The organism is Fuerstiella marisgermanici (assembly GCF_001983935.1).
In the GTDB taxonomy this organism is placed as follows: Bacteria; Planctomycetota; Planctomycetia; order Planctomycetales; family Planctomycetaceae; genus Fuerstiella; species Fuerstiella marisgermanici.
The window spans coordinates 7,169,810-7,187,806 of the sequence record NZ_CP017641.1 but is presented as its reverse complement, the minus strand read 5'-3'; the positions used below and the strand labels follow the sequence as shown (position 1 = coordinate 7,187,806).

Sequence of the window (17,997 nt, the reverse complement as noted above, 5' to 3'; positions counted from 1 at the left end):
GTTTTCGATCAACCAAAGCGTTTTGACGCACAGAAATCCACTTAATCATGCTTCGTGTCCACCACAGACATCCTGCTCATGATGATCATCCACGAACAATCCACCACACCAAGGCCAAGACCGTTGGGTCAGGTCTACTGGTCATCTCTCGAAGTATGACTACTCGGAAAAACCTTGTGTGCCTCAAATTGCAAGGGACGCTCGTTCTGTGCCAATGTGACCTCCAGTGTCACTATGTTCCTGCCGAGCGTATGCAGTTCTTTCGCTACCGTCCTAATGTAGTGCAGCGGAGGCAGGTTTTAGCAGGAATCCGTTTTAGGGTCAAAAATTGAGGTCAACATCAAATCACAGGTTGCGACTGATATCGTGCTTTTCCTCGGCGTAGATGACGGTTTGGCACCATCTGCCTCGGTAGCGCCTTAACAATCTTGACTGGCTGGCCTTGTTCCATGTCGTTTGAAGTCACGTCGTGAATAGATACGACATGGAACCGATAACATTCACAGAATACGTCCAGAAACGCCTCAGAGGCTCCTTGACGCCACCAAAGCCCCTTGCAGCTAATCAAGGCCCTGTTGGGACGGCGGAATCACCACGACAAAAATGGGACAAGACCTTGAAACTTGCATGGGAGGCAGGTCGTGATTTAAGTAATCGTCGAAAACCAATGAGGCGTTAGCGGTTTGAATTCTCAAAAGGACAAACGCTCAAGCCGCGTAGGACTACCGATCAAACCACGTTATTACGATCACGATTCCATGCTGACTCTGGGTAACAAAATTTTCTATACAAAAACTATTTTCGCTTTCTTAATAATCTGATTGGCGGGGCATTTATTTCGGCCCACAGTGACCACCTTGTTTGTTGTTGCCGACTTGGATTCACTTCGTGGCATATGGTCCGAAAAGTTCGTTTCCTTGATGCGAATACTGTCTGTCGGAATCCCTGCCAACTCAGTCATGAAGACAGCTAACGATGGTAATGAGCAATTTGCGTTTTCTTGTAGCTCCACTTCGCTTTCAATCCAAGCGATTTTTCGAAGTGGATCACCAGACGGACCAATCAACCAACCTCTAGGACTAACGCGGTAGCAATCGCTTTGGTCTGGATCAATCGCATTTAAGTGCGTCCAAGAACGGACGGAAGTGTTCACGCTGGGCTAGCACGGCTTCGGCTGCTTCATCGTAAAGCCGATCGGCATATCTGTCTGTGTCTCGCCCAGAAACCCGACCATGCCGATCAACTTTCCGAGCGTTGATAAGATCGGCGATTTCATTTCCATAAGTCGGTCGAACCAACGTGGGCAAGATCTTTCTCAGGTACTTAATCGTGTAGCGAGGGAAGCCCGAAACTTCTCTACTCAGTTTTGTGACCACACCACATTTATGATTTTTGTTCGCTGGCGACTCCTGCCACCAGTCGCAAAAATTTGTGGCGGGATGGGTCCAGTCTTCTCTGTACCACGACTGTCCTGTTTCAGTCACAACCAACCGATCACAACCCAGAGTGATTGCTCGTTGTCGCCCCCATGCAGCAAGCTCAGCAACTTCAGCCCACAGCTTCCATTCTCCGTACTCATGCGTCTTCGGCCTGTCGAAAACTACCCAATCACCTTTCACATTCGTTTCAGGGTGAGCGGTGTATAAGTCATCAACTTCAAGCCTGCCAATCTCGGCTGGCTGCATCGCACAGTTCACGCTAACACCCAAGATAAGTTTCCCGAGCCGATCAAGATTTTTTGCAATCAAGGCAAGCTGATCTGGATCATATATGCTCTGGGAGATTCGACGAGATCTTCGTTTCTTCCGATCCGAGTCGAGCGATATCGGTGTTCTGTCAATTCGACCTGCTCCTTTTGGAAGCTCCCAATTCCAGCGTGATGATTCGTCGATAAAAACAAAGATGCTCCAAAGCGTATTCATCGTGTGCTTGGAGTGACTGTCAGAAATTCGATCCCCAGTCTTTTTGCTCACTGGGCGATTTCGCCAATATGCGAATAGCTCATCGAGTTGGTTCTTGTCAGATGTTTCCCAGATGGCAAAGTCACTCATTTCTTTCTTGAGTCGCTTGGAAATCCTCAAGTCATTCTGAACAGAGGGAGATGCATTGCCATTGTCCTGTTTCTTCCCCGTCGCCATGCGATGCGAACGGTACGCATCGATCGCTTGATAAAAGGTTTTCACCTCCAACTTGGTTTCATCGCTAGGCGTTGAACTATTCAGTCGTTGCACAAGCCCCGATGGAAATTCATCAAAGTACGCATCGGTTTTGGAAATCGCACGTGCAACCTCTTCACGCACCTTGGACCGCAACAGGTCTTGGAACTCTTTTTCACCCCTGACGATTGCGGTGGGATCATCTGCGGAGATGTCTAACCCAAGCTGTCTCAACTCTTGAAGATGCTGTGCTTCTTCAGATGCTTGGCCGACATGATCTTTTGCAAATTCTGAAACACGAAAAATCAGTCGATCACCCTTCGCAATCTTTTCTGCATAGGGAAGAATTGCAGCCGACCAATGGTCAAGATTGTGGCACTCGCATTGACGATCAAATAGGTCTCTCAGTGCATCGTGTCGGCGTTCCATTTCGGCATCACCAACATGTCTGACGTTCCCAACCGTGAACCTCTTGTCGCCGATTTTCGGTCGAACGTAACCACGCTTATCTGGTTTCGGCAGTGCCCCTCGATATGACTTTCTCATAAGGAAGATTGTATCGAAATGCGACACAATGCGACACCAAATGCGACACTAAATGTGCCATTGCACTTGAACCTTCATCAGCGGCGTCAGTCAAGAAACAACCTAAGCACCTGATGTCATTGGGTTTATGTCCATAAGAAAAGCCGCCTGTGAAACCACAAGCGGCTTTTCGAGTGGAGGATAACGGACTTGAACCGATGACCTTCTGGCTGCCAGCCAGACGCTCTCCCAACTGAGCTAATCCCCCGATTTTGCGGCGAGTCTGCCGCTCAGGACGGAACGCTACCACCGGTTTTTGTGGCTGTCAAGTCGTTCTCAGCGGCTCAGATGAGGACACCGGCAATTTTGCTGAGGTTCTCACTGTTTTTCAGTTCGATGTCTCCGGCGGCAGAATTTTTGGGTTCTCTCTAGCTTTACGACCCCAAACAATCGCTGTCGCAATCAGGATCAGCACGAGGCCCCCGACGGTCACAACGTCGGCAAATTGGCGTGACACAGTTACTCCGGGTAATTGGTTGAACAACAGCTCAGTGTAGGACGATTCGCCCCCGTGAATCCCCAGTTGATGTCGCACCTGAAAATGCCAATCCGCGCACAGGCAGTAGCCCCACCCTCGCCAGATCCCCATAGCCAACCACGAAAACAGCGTGGCTCCCAGCGTCGCGAGGTGCCATTTGCGGGTGCGTGGCCAGATCCACCCCGTCAGATTGAACGCGATCCACAGATTGTGCCCGACAAAGGAGGCGATGTTTAGAATGCTGAGCATGTGAACTGCGAGTCGTGCGATCGGAAGGAAATGCAGAGAGAGCTGCATAGTAGGTAAGTGTAACGGCCGCCTCACTCGTTCAGTCTTTGTGCCGCATGGTGCGGCTGCGCGTCAAAAAGTAGGGTGAATGACGAGCCCCAAGACCACGCTAGATGTTCTCAGGGCTGCAGGCCGGTTGAGCTGGGGTTTCGAATCGCTTTTCGGGCAGCGACTCCATTGCTTTCGAAAAGTCATGAAGCGTGAAGGCTCTTCGAGCGGCCTATCAGTCGCCGTATCGGCAGCGCTCGGCGCCAGATTGCGTTCCGATAGGCCCCTGAACTGCCTGGCCGGGAGCGATTGAGGTGCAGCCCGCGCGGCGGTGCTTGCCGGAATCGCGGCTTGCAAACGAGAGCGGCGAGGTTCAAAATGGTGGGCTTGCTGCTCCACCATTCTGCCGCCAGTGCCTCCATCGGAAATCGCCCTGTGAACTGTTCCCGCGTCCGACTTCTACTGCACTGCGTGATCGCGTTGTTGGCTGTCTTGCCGTGTTCCCACACGTCAATTGCCGGCGATGTCGACTTCAATCGCGACATCAGGCCGATCCTTACGAATCACTGCTTTCAATGCCACGGTCCGGACGATGATTCTCGCCAGGCCGATTTACGACTGGATCAGCGTGCCGCCGCGATCGCGATGCTTGATGATCATGCGGCGATCGTTCCCGGTGATGCGGCCAAAAGCGGGCTGATCGAACGTGTGATGGCAGACGATGTCGATATGTTGATGCCGCCTCCGGAGTTCGGCAAGCCGCTCACAGCTTCACAACGCAACCTGCTTAAGCAGTGGATCAACGATGGTGCCGAGTACGCCAAACACTGGTCCTTCCAGCCCATTCAGTCGCCAGAGATTCCGGAAATAACGACGAGCGGCGAATCGCGAAACCCGATTGACCAGTTCATTATTGCAAGACTCGAACGCGCTGGGCTGAAGCCATCACCTGCGGCCGATCGGTACACGCTGATTCGTCGAGTCTACCTAGATCTTCTGGGATTGCCGCCTTCGATTGAAGAGGTCGATGCGTTTGTGAACGCCGAAAACGATGATGCCTACGAACAGCTTCTGGATCGAGTTCTCGCGAATCCACATTTCGGCGAACGCTGGGGCCGGCATTGGCTCGACCAGGCTCGATACGCCGATTCGCACGGATACACGGTCGACGGTGATCGCACCATGTGGCCGTATCGCGACTGGGTCATCAACGCCTTTAATCGCGACCTGCCCTTCGATCAGTTTACTGTCGAACAACTGGCGGGCGACTTGTTACCCAATGCAGATTTGTCTCAGAAAGTGGCCACCGGATTTCACCGCAACACGCTGGTCAATCAGGAAGGCGGCAGCAAGCCGGATCAGTTTCGCGACGAACAAACCAAAGATCGAACCGACACCACGGGTCTGGTTTGGATGGGACTGACCGTCGGCTGTGCGAAGTGTCACACTCATAAGTTCGACCCGATTACTCAGCACGAGTACTACCAGCTTTTCGCATTCTTCAATTCGACGGCCGATCAAAACTCAGTCGCTCCCACTGTGCCTGTGCCGACGGCCGAACAATCCGCGAAGATTGAACGCCTGCAAGCTCAGCAGGCCGACTTGAACAAACAGCTCGCCGATAACTCAGCCACTGCCGAACGACGCGCGGCGTGGGAGCAGTCGTTGTTGGCCCGAGCCGCCGCCATCAAATCCATGGGCAAGCCCGAATGGGACGTGCTGTCGTTAAATGGCCAGTCGAATAAGGGTACGGAGTTGATTGCGCAGGATGATCATTCGCTGTTGGCGAAGGGGCATCCGGGCGCGCCGGGCGAATTTTATGCGACGGCGACCAGCTTACTGAAAACCGTACGTTCTGTGCGTTTGGAAGTGCTCACGCATGAAAGTCTGCCAAAGAATGGTCCGGGGCGAGCATCCAACGGCAACTTCGTGCTGTCTGAGTTCTCGCTGCAAACGGCCGATGGTAAGAACGTTCCGTTTGCCAAGGTCACGGCTGAACATTCTCAGCCTGGCCACGATGTGACGCGGACAATCGACGGCGATGTCAGCACCGGATGGGCGATTAATGGAGCCCCCGAAGGTAGCATGAATCGTAATCGAACTGCGTGGTTCGCGTTGGCTCAACCGATCTCAATTGAGGCCGACGAACCGCTGAAATTCACACTGACCTTCAACAATTCCAACTACGCGATTGGTCGTTTTCGGATCAGCGTGTCGCCAGCAGAAGCGATGGTCGACGGCGAACTGGAACGACTTTCTGCGATCGCAAAAATCCCCACCGCCGATCGCAAGAACGCACAACAGTCAGTGCTGACGCAAGCGTTCATTCAGCAGGACGCAGAGCTCGCACCACTGCAAGCGTCGCTCACGAAAGTCACGAACGAACTGGCGGCCGTGAAGAAATCCATTCCGACCACGATGGTGATGCAGGAGCTTCCGGAACCGAGGCCCACGTATCTGCAGGTGCGAGGTGATTTTTTGCGGACCAGCGATGAAGTCACGCCCGCCGTTCCCGCCGTCTTACCACAACTCGACGGCGTCAAATCCGGCACGGCGCGGCTGGAGTTCGCTCGCTGGCTGACGTCGCCCGAACATCCCCTGACGGCTCGCGTGCGCGTGAACCGCATTTGGATGCGTCTGTTTGGACGCGGGCTGGTTGAGACGGAAAACGACTTCGGAATTCAGGGCTCGCTGCCGTCGCATCCTGAACTTCTGGACTGGCTGGCGGACCAGTTTCGCCGCAACAACTGGTCGCAGAAGCAACTGATTCGGTTGATCATGAACTCCGCAACGTATCGGCAGAGTTCCGCCGCTCGCCCGGATCTCGAAACGGCAGACGCGCTGAACCTGTTGCTGGCTCGCCAGAGTCGTATCCGCGTCGAAGCTGAAATCGTGCGAGACATTGCTTTGGCTGTCAGCGGTCAGTTGACCGAACGCATCGGTGGTCCCAGCGTCTACCCGCCTCAGGAAGAAGGCGTGTACGCGTTTACGCAGACGAAGAAATCATGGCGCACCAACAAAGACAGCAACCGCTATCGCCGAGGCATGTACACGTACTTTTATCGCAGTGCACCGTACCCAATGCTGTCAACGTTTGACGTGCCAAAGTTCAACGCCACGTGTACTGCGCGAGACCGCTCGAATACACCACTGCAGTCCTTGACTATCGCGAATTCCACGGCAATGTTTGAACTGGCACAGGCCTTCGCTCGCCGCATTATTGCGACGGACGATGATACCGACGCGGCTCGTCTGCAGTACGCGTTTCGAACCAGTTTCGCGCGGCCGCCGCAACCGGATGAACTGATGATGTTGACACAGTATCTGGAACAATCGCGGCAACGCTTCACAGACGAAGAACAGACGTGGACGGCCGTGGCCCGGCTGCTGATGAATCTGGATGAATTCATCACCCGCGAATAAGACCGTGGCGTCATTATTACACTAATTGCTCATTTCCTTTGACAGGCGAATTCAGTCATGCACACCCGCTTCGTTTCATACGCTCTTGCCCTGGCCGTCATCAATTTGGCGTCGGCGACGGCTCAGACGATGCTGCTGGAAGCTGAAAGCTTCGAACAGTCCGGCGGTTGGAAGCTGGATACTCAGTTCATCAACGAAATGGGTTCGCCGTACATGCTGGCGCACGGTTTGGGTCGACCGGTGGAGGACGCAACCACAACCGTCACTTTGCCGGAGGCCGGGAAATACCGCGTCTTCGTGCGGACCAAAGACTGGGTCGCTCGCTGGAATGCGGAAGGCCAGCCGGGACGGTTCCAATTGCTGATTGACGGTCAGCCACTGAAAGAAACGTTCGGCACCAAGGGAGCTGAATGGTCGTGGCATGACGGCGGCGAAGTGGAGGTGGCGTCAACAAAGATCGAAGTCGCTCTGCACGACCTGACCGGATTCGACGGCCGCTGCGATGCCATCTTCTTCACGAAGTCTGGCGACGCTCCGCCAAACGAATCGAAAGTTCTGTCGGCGTGGCGGCGCGAGCAACTCGGGTTAGCAGAAACGCCGACTCAAAAAGGTTCATACGATCTGGTTGTGATCGGTGGCGGTTATTCGGGCATGGGAGCCGCTATTTCAGGAGCTCGCATGGGCTGCAAGGTGGCTTTGATCCAAAACCGCCCCGTGCTGGGCGGCAATGGCAGCAGCGAAGTTCGAGTTTGGGCGATGGGCAACATTCGTCGCGGCAAGTTTCCTCGCATTGGCGAGATCATTGAAGAATTCTGCGACCACGCGACCAAGTCACCAGGCCGCAAGGAAGAATTCGGCGACGAACTGAAAGAACAGATCGTACGAGCTGAGGGGAACATTGACCTTTTCCTGAACCACCACGCATACGCGGTCAAACGAGACGGCAAGCAACTGAAATCAGTGACTGCGTTTGATACTCGCACCAGCGAACACTTCGAATTCAGCGGCAAGCTGTTCGCCGACTGCACAGGCCACGGAACGATCGGCTATCTGGCTGAAGCCGATTGGGAAATGGAAGACAAGGGACGCATGGGCATGAGTAACATGTGGGCGTGGGCGTGGGCGGAAGTCGACAAGGACACCAGCTTCCCTCAAACACCGTGGGCTCTGGATCTGGAGATGAAAGACTTCCCCTACCCTCGTGACCACCATGGACAATGGTTTTGGGAGAGTGGTTTCGACAAAGATGCCATTGGCGACGCCGAAGGCATTCGCGACCACAACCTGCGAGCCGTTTATGGTGCCTTCAACGCAATGAAGAACCGCGATGGAGCCGACGACCACAAGACGGCGATTCTGACGTGGGTGGCTTTCATCGGCGGGCCGCGTGAATCGCGACGGCTGATGGGCGATGTGATTCTTACGAAAGAAGACATCGTTTCGAAACGCGATTTTCCGGACGGCTGCGTTCCCAGCACATGGTCAATCGACCTGCACTACCCCAAGAAGCAATTCGCCGAAAAGTTTCCGGACAATCCGTTCATCAGCATCGCCGTGCATGACCGTTCTGTCGACCGGCAATACGGTTACCCGGTGCCCTATCGCTGCTTCTACAGCCGCAATATCGAAAACCTGTTTATGGCCGGCCGCAACATCAGCGTGACTCATGAAGCGCTGGGAACGACTCGAGTGATGAAAACCTGCGGCATGATGGGCGAAGTGGTCGGTAAGGCGGCCAGCATTTGCGTAATGCACGAATGCACGCCGCGCAACGTTTACGATCGGTACCTGGAAGAACTCGTGGATTTGCTGCACCTGCCCGGCAAGGCTCGCCGCAAGACGGTCTACGATAAGATCGAAATTCCGGAAGACGCCATGAAGCTGGCCGGTCCCACGGGGCCGATGCCGGGACTCGATCCGCAACGCATGGACGGCCTTGTCATCGATGACAAGGATGCAGTGAAGACCGGCAAATGGACCTCGGGCGCGGGTTTGAAGGGCTTTGTCGGTTACGGGTATCTATATTCAACAGATGCCAAAGCCGCCATTCGGTTTCCGTTTAAGGCTCCTGCCAGCGGCCGGTTTGAAGTTCGTTTGGCGTATTTGAACCACGAAAATCGAGGCAACAAGGTGCCGGTGACGATTGTTGTTGGCGACAAGACAGTTTTAGCAACAGTCAACATGCAGAAGCCCGCGCCGTTGAAGGACAACTTCACACTGCTCGGCACGTTCGTTCTCAATGAAGACGAAGCGGGCTACGTGGAAGTGAAAGCCGAAGGTGCGGGCGGACATGCTCACGTGGACGCCATTCAATTGCTGCCTGTGAAATAAGGCCATTCGTGGGTGCCATCCAGCCGCCAGCACCTACTTCACGTCGCCTTCAGACGTTTTCTTCTCGGCTTCTCTTGCTTCCATCACTCGCGTCCGCACTTCTTCCATGCAGGCTTCGGCGGCGGCTTTCATGCCGGCGTCGTTTTCCAGCTTGATGTTGGTGCGGATCTTCTTCATCGTTTCGCTGCCGCCGATCTCCATCAGGATCGTGTAGACTCGGCCACGCACTTTCGCATTTTCATGCTTCAGGAATCGCAGGACGGGTTCTTCGGCGATCGGCCCCATTTCGATCAGGTATTTCACAGACGCATCGGCGGAATGGAAGTCCGGTAAAGCGCTCGCCAGTGCTTCGGCGGTCTTCGGTGTGTTCAGTTCGACAAGCGCTTCCATCACCACGGGGCGATCCCACGAAGCCATGTGGCCACCACCCAGACGCAGGATCGCGGTTTCGGTGTCTTCCGTTCTCCAATGCATCATCGCGGGCAGAATTGCCTTTAAGCCGAAGTGGGTCGCTCCGAGATTCTGAATTAGCAGACGGGAAATTTCTTCGCGGCGTTCTTCCACGACGTCCATGTACGTCAGAGCTTTCAGCGCCTTCTCAATGCCCCAAACATCGACGTCCTTGATGACTCGCACGGCCCAATCCAGTTCTGATTCATCGGGCCGCGGTTTGTGAGCCCAGTCGGCATCGCGGATCGCCTTTTCTTTCGCCCGCTCGGCCGCCTGAGCTGCTTTCAGCTCCGATTCTGTGGGAAGGTGTTCCGGCAGCGTGGCAGCGATCGAAACGATTCGCTCGCTGCAGTCGACATTCTGCAGACTTCCCCACGGAATGCTTTCGCCGAAGACCTGCGGGTTGGAAACCGGGGCGGCCGTGAATTCGAACTGACCATCGCCGAGCGGTTTCATGGCGACCATCTGCAATCGCCCTCGATCATCAGCCAGCTTTGCGGATTCGTTTTCGATGAACATCTGCACCAGGCGAGGATCGCCATTCGCGCCGCTGACTTTCACATGGACGACTTTTTCAGCGCCATACTGCAGCACCAGTTCTTCGATGTCGGGGTCAGGTATCGGTGTTGGCAACGAAGCCTGGATTTTAATTTGCCCGCCGCTCGCGCTGATCACGTTGCCGACGCCAATTCGGTTCGCAAATTCCTGAACATTGCTGGCGGGGGCAGCGTAGTAGGTAAATGTGTTGTCGATGCGACCGCCGTTTGCGATTTTCGGATACGGTGTGTCCGAATCGACCAGTTGATAATTGTATCGAACAAAGCCGGGGCCGAATTCTCCCCACGTGTCTTTGTGGTCCTGAATCGCTTTCTGTTCGGCGTTCTTGCGGTTCTGTTCCGTTTGATTGGCCGCCTGTTTTCGGCTTTTTTCATATTCGAAGTACGCCGCGCGGAAAACTTTGCGGTTGAGATACTTGTGTGCCGCGTCGGTTTCGCCCACGACTCCATCGATCACAATCGTCACGACCTTGTCTGCCCCAAATCGCTGGGCCATCGAAGCACGCTCTTGCTCACCCTTGTCCCGGCGTTGCTGTTCCAGCGATGCCTGGTACTCAGCTTCTTTGGCGGCCTTCTGGTCTTCCGTCAGATCGGCCGCCGCGACGCCGTTTTCGGTGAGGCCCGCTTCAGCAACGGTACCGGCGGGCACATTGCTTGAGGAGCCGCCTGACATCATCTTTGCCCCGAAGAATACGCCAAGCCCCAGGCACACGACTGCTCCTGCCGCGATTCCACCGTACAGCAAGGCTTTGTCGTTCTTCGACGACCGTTGCGGGGCTCGCCGTCGAGCAGGCGGTGCTGGTCGAGAAGCGGCCTGGCGGCGTTTCCGGGCCGGGCGAGCGGTAGGTTTTGGAACGTCGACAACAGACCCACATTGCTTACACCGAATCTTTCGTCCAGCTTTGTCGTCCGCCAGCCGGTACTGACGTCCACAATCGAAGCATTCTGCGATCACGGGCATAGTTGTAGGTCCTAACAGTCGGTCCGATTCTTATTCGGTTGGTTGCCGGTGAAGCAACGGGCCATGGTCCTTCTTAGACGCCAGCATCCTATCGTCGCGAAATCTTTGGTGACAGAGTTGTTGAAGACCGGAGGCCAGGAACCTTCGCGACAGGTGCGTGTTCGCCACTTCATCCCATCACGGGATAGTACGTGCCGAGTGACGTTTGGGCACCGCATTTCCAACCAATTTGTTGGTGAAAATCCGCCGAAAACTGCAGAAATGTGCACGTTTTCGGGGCGCAGTGTGCCCTGCCCTTGTCGTATGAGTGCATGAATACCGACGGCGGTCGGTGCAGCGTGCGTGCCGCTGACGCCCTACGCGATGAACGTTCGGACAGCCATCACAAACTACGGAACGGCGGGCGCGTCAGGTAATGTGACTTTCTCCGGTACTTCATCCATCCCGTAGTACTGATGTTGAATGCCGGATTCCTGGACCGTCACGATGCGAAAGCCGGACACCGTTTTGGCAAACGGTTTGCCAACCGGTCCCGTTGTGATCATCTCCATCTCACCTGCTTTGCCGTAAGCATTGCGGTGATAGTGGCCGGCAAAGACGGCTCGAACATTCGCCTCCTTCAGCTGATTGACCAACGGCGTTCTCCGCTCCAACGGAATGTTGAAGTACTGGTCCGGCTCATCTTCTTTTTCCAGGAACAAGGGGTGGTGCTGAAAGATCAAGGTGTGTCGCGCCTTCGCATTTTGAGCGTCATGAAGTTGCTGCTTGAGCCATTCTTCCTGTGCAGCCAGAACCCCCGGTGCGCCAGTCGGGTCTTTCAGGACGCTGGAATTCAGAACAATGTTGCGCACGCCGCCGGTCCAGAAGGCGAAATAGTCGTCGCCAAAGTGTTGCTGGTATTGAGCGATCGATTGCGGAGTCGGACGGTTGCCGATATCATGGTTTCCACACACGCAGACCAGAGGTATGTCAGCGGAAACCTTTGAAAAGTCGTGGTGGTACTGAGCCACCTGAGCCTGATAGCGAGCTTGTTCAGGCGTCGCATTCGTTAAATCGCCGCAAACGATGGCAAACTTTGGCCTCAGGCGATTGATGTGTTCAACGGCCTGTTGAGCCAGCGCGGCTTCTTTTTCAAACCCTTTGTTTCCACTGAACATGCCGTATTGAGTATCCGCCATTTGCAGAAAAAAGTACGGGCCCTGCCATTTCTGTTCCTGCTGTGAATCGAATGCTTTAAACGTTCGATCCTTCGCTTGCTGAAAACGTTCCGGGACTTTGGCAGCTTGATTTTCCTGAGCTGGTACCTTCGACACAGCCGTGCCGATTCCCGTGCGGCCGTACCCGTTTCCGCAATAGAACAAACGCAGGTGGTCACCCTCTTGAATGACAGACGGATATTCGACCATCTGCTTTTCCCAGCCATCGCCGTTCGGTAGCAGTTGAAGATTGTCACCACTTTTCACGCCGCGTCTCCAGTGAATGCCGTCGTCGGATTCGGCATAGCAAATCGAATAATAGCCGTGCCGCGTGCCAATGGCTGAATACCACATGCGAAACGATCCATCCGGTTCCTGATGGACAACCGGTCCCGCGACTCCAATGTCTTCGTAGTTGCGCTCAGGATCGCGAAGCATTACGGCGCCGAGCTTCGTCCAGTGGATTCCGTCGTCTGATGTGGCGAGGCAGATTGTCTTTTGCTGGTTGAGTTCATGAGCCTTGCCGACCGTGGGGCAACCGGTGTAGTAGAAGCGCCACTGCGACGAACCATCGGGCTGAGAGATTCGCACAACAGAACCGCCTGCAACACCAATCGCATCGGGGGTTCCGTGTTCGCCGCTGGGTTCCAGTATTGGTTCTTCACTGTGCCGAGCCCAGTTCGTGCCATCGGTACTGGTGGCCAGCCCCATTCCGGGAAACGCACTCAATCCGGATCCTCGCCCGGCGTTGCCGGTGTAGTACAGATGCCAGCGGTCATCATTCATTTTTATAGCGTGCGGCAACACGCACCATGCGGCATCAAACGCACCCGCGTTGCCGGTCTCAAACAACGGTCCTGTTCTGTCCCACTTGACCACGTCGCGGACGGCTGCTGTCGCAACACCGAGGCGTTGCTTGCCATCGGCGCCACCACCGGAATAAAACAGACGGTAGTTATCGCCGTCTCGCACGACCCACGGATTCATGCAGCGAGTCGCATCGAATTCTCCCTTGCGCGGAGGGAGAACGGGGTTGTGTTCGTCTCGAACCCACTCCACCGGCTGTTTCAGCGCGGAGTACTCATTTCGATGTGACTGCCGCATGACGACGACCTCGTGAGTCTTTCGAACAATCCCGAATAGCGTGCCGATATCACTGCGGTCCCACGCGATACCCTGGCCGGCAATCGGGGCTGGAACCGTTGTGAGATGCTGCAGTGTTCCGCCATCTGCGGGAACGTTTAGAACATACAGTTCAGCATGATCGTGTCCGGTCACGAAGAGCCGTCCGTTCGGCCCGAACGCTCCACCGGAATTGCTGTTTGGAAGAAACCGGTTCAGAACAGCGTCGGGGAAGGTCCAGCGGCCGGTTTCGTTCCAGTCGTCATCGTAGCGAACGAGTCTGGTGTGATGGACGTCTTCTTCTCCGTAGTAAGCAAATACAATCCACCATGCGTCATGGTGTCGTTCGATCCAGTTGATAGCGCCGGCCGTTTCTGCGAAGGGTTTCGACTGGCTGTGTTGAAGTGTTTCTGCGTTGAAGATTTCCACCGTATTCTTCAATGGCTTTTCAGGCCAGTTCGAATTGGCGCAGTACAGACGCCCTTCATGCACCAGTCCGCTGTTAAGGTGTTTGATGTCTGAGTTTTCGGGGGCTGACCATTTTTCGAGTACATTACCGGTCTTCTTTTCGTACCTGGCGATGCTGTGATTCGCGATGCCGTAGAAGGATGTTGCATCAACCGCCACCGCCTGGTGTGCTTCTGGTATGCTGAACCGTCGCAATTCGCGGAACGTGATGTCCGCGCCTGAAGCCTGATCGGCACCGGTTGCCGTAGTTGCTGCAACGCAGAGGACGAAATACATCAATGAAAAAGTGTGTCTCATGAATTTGAGTTCCGGGTAATAGCATGCCGCCGGTGCTGCGTGTGGAATCGAGGTGCCGGGGTAGCCCTGACAGGTTCTGCAGGCCGGATTGTAGAGCCGGAGGCATAGGAAGGAAGCGTAGTCGCTTCGCGCGAGATACGATGTCGAGATCGTTTTATTCGGATAAAGATGGCGGGCGACTGGGCGACGCGTAATCCGCAGAAATAAAGTCGGTTCCGGCTCTCGCGGTTAAGGGGCTGCGTTCCATATGAATCATGGAGAAGTTTCGTCCGCGTCAATGGCGGGGACTTTATCTGCTGGCGTCGTTGCTGATCGTCGGGTTGATGAAAGGGAAACACGATGAGCTTCAAGCTCGCCCCGGACTGGGACGTTTCTGAATGGCTAAATACCCCTGCCCCATTGACGCTACAGGAACTGCGGGGGCGAGTCGTCCTGGTCGAAGCGTTTCAAATGTTGTGTCCAGGCTGTGTCGGCGAAGCGTTGCCTCAGGCCAAACGAGTTGCGAGTACATTTGATGATCAGGACGTTGCCGTCATCGGGCTGCACACGGTGTTTGAACATCACGCGGCTCAGGGCGGTCGAGACGCCCTCGCTGCGTTCCTGCACGAATACGGCATCACGTTTCCGGTTGGCATCGACAGGGTTTCCACACAGCTATTACCGATTACAATGGCCGCTTACAAAATGCAGGGCACGCCTACGCAGATACTCATCGACCGCAACGGCTACCTTCGAAAGCAGCAGTTCGGATCTTGTGAAGATCTGAAGCTCGGAGCCGAAATCATGGCGTTGATGCGCGAATGATCGTTTTTAGCGTCCCTGTCTGCTTATTTGTCGAGACAGGAAGACGAGATGAAATCGCGACGACGTTCGATTGTTCTTTTGGCCGCGCTTAATATTTTCCTGATTGTCCGGCCGGCGGCAGCGGCACGTGCGGAAGCCGTCCAGGTTGCGACGTTCGATGTGGATGCAACGCCACCGGTGGGATTCGTGATGGCTTACGATCCCGTGAAGCGTGTTGATGAACTGACGCTTCGTTGTCGCGGCATTGTGTTGCTGAGTAACGAAAAGCCGATCGTGTTGTGCGCCGTGGACTGGATCGGCATCGGCAACGGCGGCAACGATGCCTTCCGCGAAGCACTGGCGAATGCTGCTGGGACAACTCCCGATCGAGTGGCCGTGCACACGCTGCATCAGCACGACGCGCCCGGCTGCGATTTTGAGGCCGAACAGATTCTGCGGGACCTTGGTGTTAAGGATCTCGGTCGCTACGAAGGCGCGTTTCCGCGGCAGGTTCTTCAGCGTGCGAGCGATGCTGTCAAAAAGTCGCTGGCGACGGCTCAGCCTGCTACTCACTATGGCTGGGGCGTCGGTGAAGTGCAGAAAGTCGCTTCCAATCGTCGGATACTGGGAGACGACGGAAAAGTATCGGCAACTCGCTATACAGCCACGAAGAATCCCGCTTTGCGGGCGGCACCGGAAGGCGCAATCGATCCCAATCTCAACCTGCTTTCGTTCTGGAACAAGGACCAGCCGATCGCGGCCCTCAGCTATTACGCCTGCCATCCTCAAAGCTATTATCGCACGGGCATTCCCAGCCCCGATTTTCCGGGCATTGCCCGTTTCATTCGCGGGCAAGCCGTGCCGACAGCGCTGCATGTTCACTTTAACGGTGCAGGCGGAAACATCGGCGCGGGCAAGTACAACGATGGATCCAAACCGAATCGGATGGTTCTTGCAAATCGCGTGGCCGATGGCATGAAGCGAGCATGGGAATCGACAAAAAAGCATCCGCTGGCCGTTGATGACCTTGGCTGGCAGACCGTTCCCGCCAGGCTGCCGGTGGCCGAACATCTGAACGAAAAGGAACTGCTCGAATCGCTAACCGCTGACGATGCAGGAAAGGTTGCAGTGGGTGCCGCCAGAAAGCTGTCGTGGCTGCGGCGTTGTCAGGCGGGCCACGCCATCGACATATCCTGTCTGCGCGTCGGAACAGCACGAATCCTGCACATGCCGGGCGAATTATTCGTCGAATATCAACTGGCCGCAAAAGCGATGCGACCAGATTTGAACGTCGCCATGGCGGCCTATGGCGACTACGGTCCGGGTTACATTGGCACCGAAGTGGCGTACAGCGAAGGTGGCTACGAAGCAAGTCCCCGCGCGAGTTCTGTGGCACCGGGTGTCGAACGGGTTCTTACCGATGCTGTCCGAAAACTGCTGAAGCCGGCGGACGCAGCAGATGCTTCCACCGTCAACCCGCTTGTGCGAGTCGTTGATCTGTCCATCGGTGAATCGACAACGGTCGAACTTTGTAGCGGCGAGAAAGTCGACGTCAAACTGGTAGACCTGCAGGAAACTCGCGATCCCATTCGTCAGGCCGTTCGCAGTGCGATGGTCACCGTGCAGGTCGACGGTGAGAACATCATACTCGAATCGGGGATGTATAACCTGCCTCAACAGGTCGCCGGAGTGCAGATCGATTGCTCGGTCACAAAGGGATACAACAGCAACGGCACGCCGACGTTTTGGGGACTGGACAAAGACGCAAGGCTGCGTTTGTGGCCGAAGGATTCTCCGCTAATGAAACCTGGAGCGCTGATGTATCCCGTCGACCAGCGCTGGTTTGCGACTCGAACGTGGTTTGACAACGAACCGGTCGATGGCGGAACGAAGGTTCTTCCCAAAATCTACTACCACAGCGGAATGGATATCGGCGGCACGGAAGAACTGGTCAAAGTCATTGCTGCGACCGACGCCGTTGTCGTTTCTGCCGGCGACGATGTGTTGCCCGAATACCTGCTGGAAGGGGGCGGCAAGTCACGTTATGGCGAAGGTAAAACGCCGGTCGCGCCAAGAGCCGACGTGGTTTATTTGCGGGACGAACGTGGTTGGTACTATCGTTACAGTCATCTGCACAAGATCAACGACACAATCAAGCCCGGACGGACCATCGATCAGGGAACTGAGATTGGTCTGTTGGGCAAAAAGGGGTCCAGTGGTGGCTGGTCGCATTTGCACTTCGAAATCAAGAGCCGCCAGCCGTCCGGCAAGTGGGGCACTCAGGCGGGTTATGCATTCTTGTGGGAAGCGTACCGTCGTCAGTATCAGCCAAAGCTGGTCGCGAACGCTCGCCGGAAGAGTTTCCTGATCGCTGGCAACGACGCGGTGCTGGACGGTTCTGCGTCGTGGAGTGCTACTGACAGCATTCAGAAATATGAATGGACATTTTCCGATGGCACAACGGCGACCGGGCCACGCGTGACGCGCACGTTCAGCAAGCCTGGTGTTTTTAGTGAGATCCTAAAGGTCACAGACGAGGCCGGAAACGTCGACTACGATTTTGCTTACGTGCACGTGCTCGACCCGCAAAAGCCGGACGAATACGTTCCCAGAATTCACGCGGCATACTGGCCGACCTTTGACAACAAGGTGAATCAACCGATTACGTTTAAGGTGCGGTCGTTCCAGAATCAGCATGGGAACGAAGTTTGGGATTTCGGTGACGGCAGCCCTGCCGTGGCAGTGAAATCAGACGGGAACGCCGTCCAACAGGCTGCGGACGGCTATGCCATCACTCAACACACCTACGAGAAGCCGGGCGACTACATTGTCAGCGTCCAACGCAGTCGGAAAGATGGTGTCACCGCGACCACGCGACTTCATGTACGCGTGGAAAAAGAATAACGCAACATCG

Annotated in this window: 8 protein-coding genes and 1 tRNA gene; 4 read left to right on the top strand and 5 right to left on the bottom strand. The window is 55.3% G+C overall.

Translation table 11 applies throughout. The features are described 5' to 3' along the window. Positions 1-1,109 precede the first annotated feature (1,109 nt). From Fuma_RS26940 to Fuma_RS26930, 3 genes are all read right to left on the bottom strand, one after another. Entirely contained in the window at positions 1,110-2,702 is a 1,593-nt protein-coding gene (locus Fuma_RS26940; RefSeq protein WP_077026840.1) for a hypothetical protein, read from the bottom strand. Between the two features lie 174 nt (positions 2,703-2,876). Next, a tRNA-Ala gene (locus Fuma_RS26935) sits at positions 2,877-2,949 on the bottom strand. A 120-nt stretch (positions 2,950-3,069) separates the two neighbouring features. Beyond that, positions 3,070-3,468, bottom strand: a complete 399-nt coding sequence (locus tag Fuma_RS26930; RefSeq protein WP_077028580.1) for a DUF2784 family protein — start codon at positions 3,466-3,468, stop codon at positions 3,070-3,072. Positions 3,469-3,930: 462 nt separating this feature from the next. Here Fuma_RS26930 and Fuma_RS26925 point away from each other — a divergent pair, with 462 nt between their 5' ends. Further along, complete coding sequence (locus tag Fuma_RS26925) at positions 3,931-6,918, top strand: PSD1 and planctomycete cytochrome C domain-containing protein (protein WP_158521153.1); 2,988 nt, start codon at positions 3,931-3,933, stop codon at positions 6,916-6,918. Between the two features lie 57 nt (positions 6,919-6,975). After that, positions 6,976-9,249: an FAD-dependent oxidoreductase gene (locus tag Fuma_RS26920; protein ID WP_077026839.1), complete on the top strand. Its 2,274-nt coding sequence runs from the start codon at positions 6,976-6,978 to the stop codon at positions 9,247-9,249. A 33-nt stretch (positions 9,250-9,282) separates the two neighbouring features. On the opposite strand, the gene Fuma_RS26915 is transcribed toward Fuma_RS26920, so the two are convergent. Together Fuma_RS26915 and Fuma_RS36025 are read right to left on the bottom strand one after the other, a co-directional pair. Continuing rightward, positions 9,283-11,217 carry a zinc ribbon domain-containing protein gene (locus Fuma_RS26915; RefSeq protein WP_077026838.1) on the bottom strand — a complete coding sequence of 645 codons (1,935 nt, stop codon included), beginning with the start codon at positions 11,215-11,217 and terminating at the stop codon, positions 9,283-9,285. A 389-nt stretch (positions 11,218-11,606) separates the two neighbouring features. Then, positions 11,607-14,300, bottom strand: a complete 2,694-nt coding sequence (locus Fuma_RS36025; protein WP_083732359.1) for a metallophosphoesterase family protein — start codon at positions 14,298-14,300, stop codon at positions 11,607-11,609. Between the two features lie 339 nt (positions 14,301-14,639). Between Fuma_RS36025 and Fuma_RS26905 the strand changes: the two genes are divergently transcribed. Next, positions 14,640-15,104 carry a redoxin family protein gene (locus Fuma_RS26905; RefSeq protein WP_077026837.1) on the top strand — a complete coding sequence of 155 codons (465 nt, stop codon included), beginning with the start codon at positions 14,640-14,642 and terminating at the stop codon, positions 15,102-15,104. Positions 15,105-15,152: 48 nt separating this feature from the next. Beyond that, positions 15,153-17,987, top strand: a complete 2,835-nt coding sequence (locus Fuma_RS26900) for a PKD domain-containing protein (RefSeq protein ID WP_077026836.1) — start codon at positions 15,153-15,155, stop codon at positions 17,985-17,987. Positions 17,988-17,997 lie beyond the last annotated feature (10 nt).

What these genes read in the sequence shown, in the direction of transcription:
- Fuma_RS26940 (WP_077026840.1), bottom strand. Translation starts at nt 2,702, where the DNA reads ATGAGAAAGTCATATCGAGGGGCACTGCCGAAACCAGATAAGCGTGGT.
- Fuma_RS26930 (WP_077028580.1), bottom strand. Translation starts at nt 3,468, where the DNA reads ATGCTCAGCATTCTAAACATCGCCTCCTTTGTCGGGCACAATCTGTGG.
- Fuma_RS26920 (WP_077026839.1), top strand. Translation starts at nt 6,976, where the DNA reads ATGCACACCCGCTTCGTTTCATACGCTCTTGCCCTGGCCGTCATCAAT.
- Fuma_RS26915 (WP_077026838.1), bottom strand. Translation starts at nt 11,217, where the DNA reads ATGCCCGTGATCGCAGAATGCTTCGATTGTGGACGTCAGTACCGGCTG.
- Fuma_RS36025 (WP_083732359.1), bottom strand. Translation starts at nt 14,300, where the DNA reads ATGAGACACACTTTTTCATTGATGTATTTCGTCCTCTGCGTTGCAGCA.
- Fuma_RS26905 (WP_077026837.1), top strand. Translation starts at nt 14,640, where the DNA reads ATGAGCTTCAAGCTCGCCCCGGACTGGGACGTTTCTGAATGGCTAAAT.
- Fuma_RS26900 (WP_077026836.1), top strand. Translation starts at nt 15,153, where the DNA reads ATGAAATCGCGACGACGTTCGATTGTTCTTTTGGCCGCGCTTAATATT.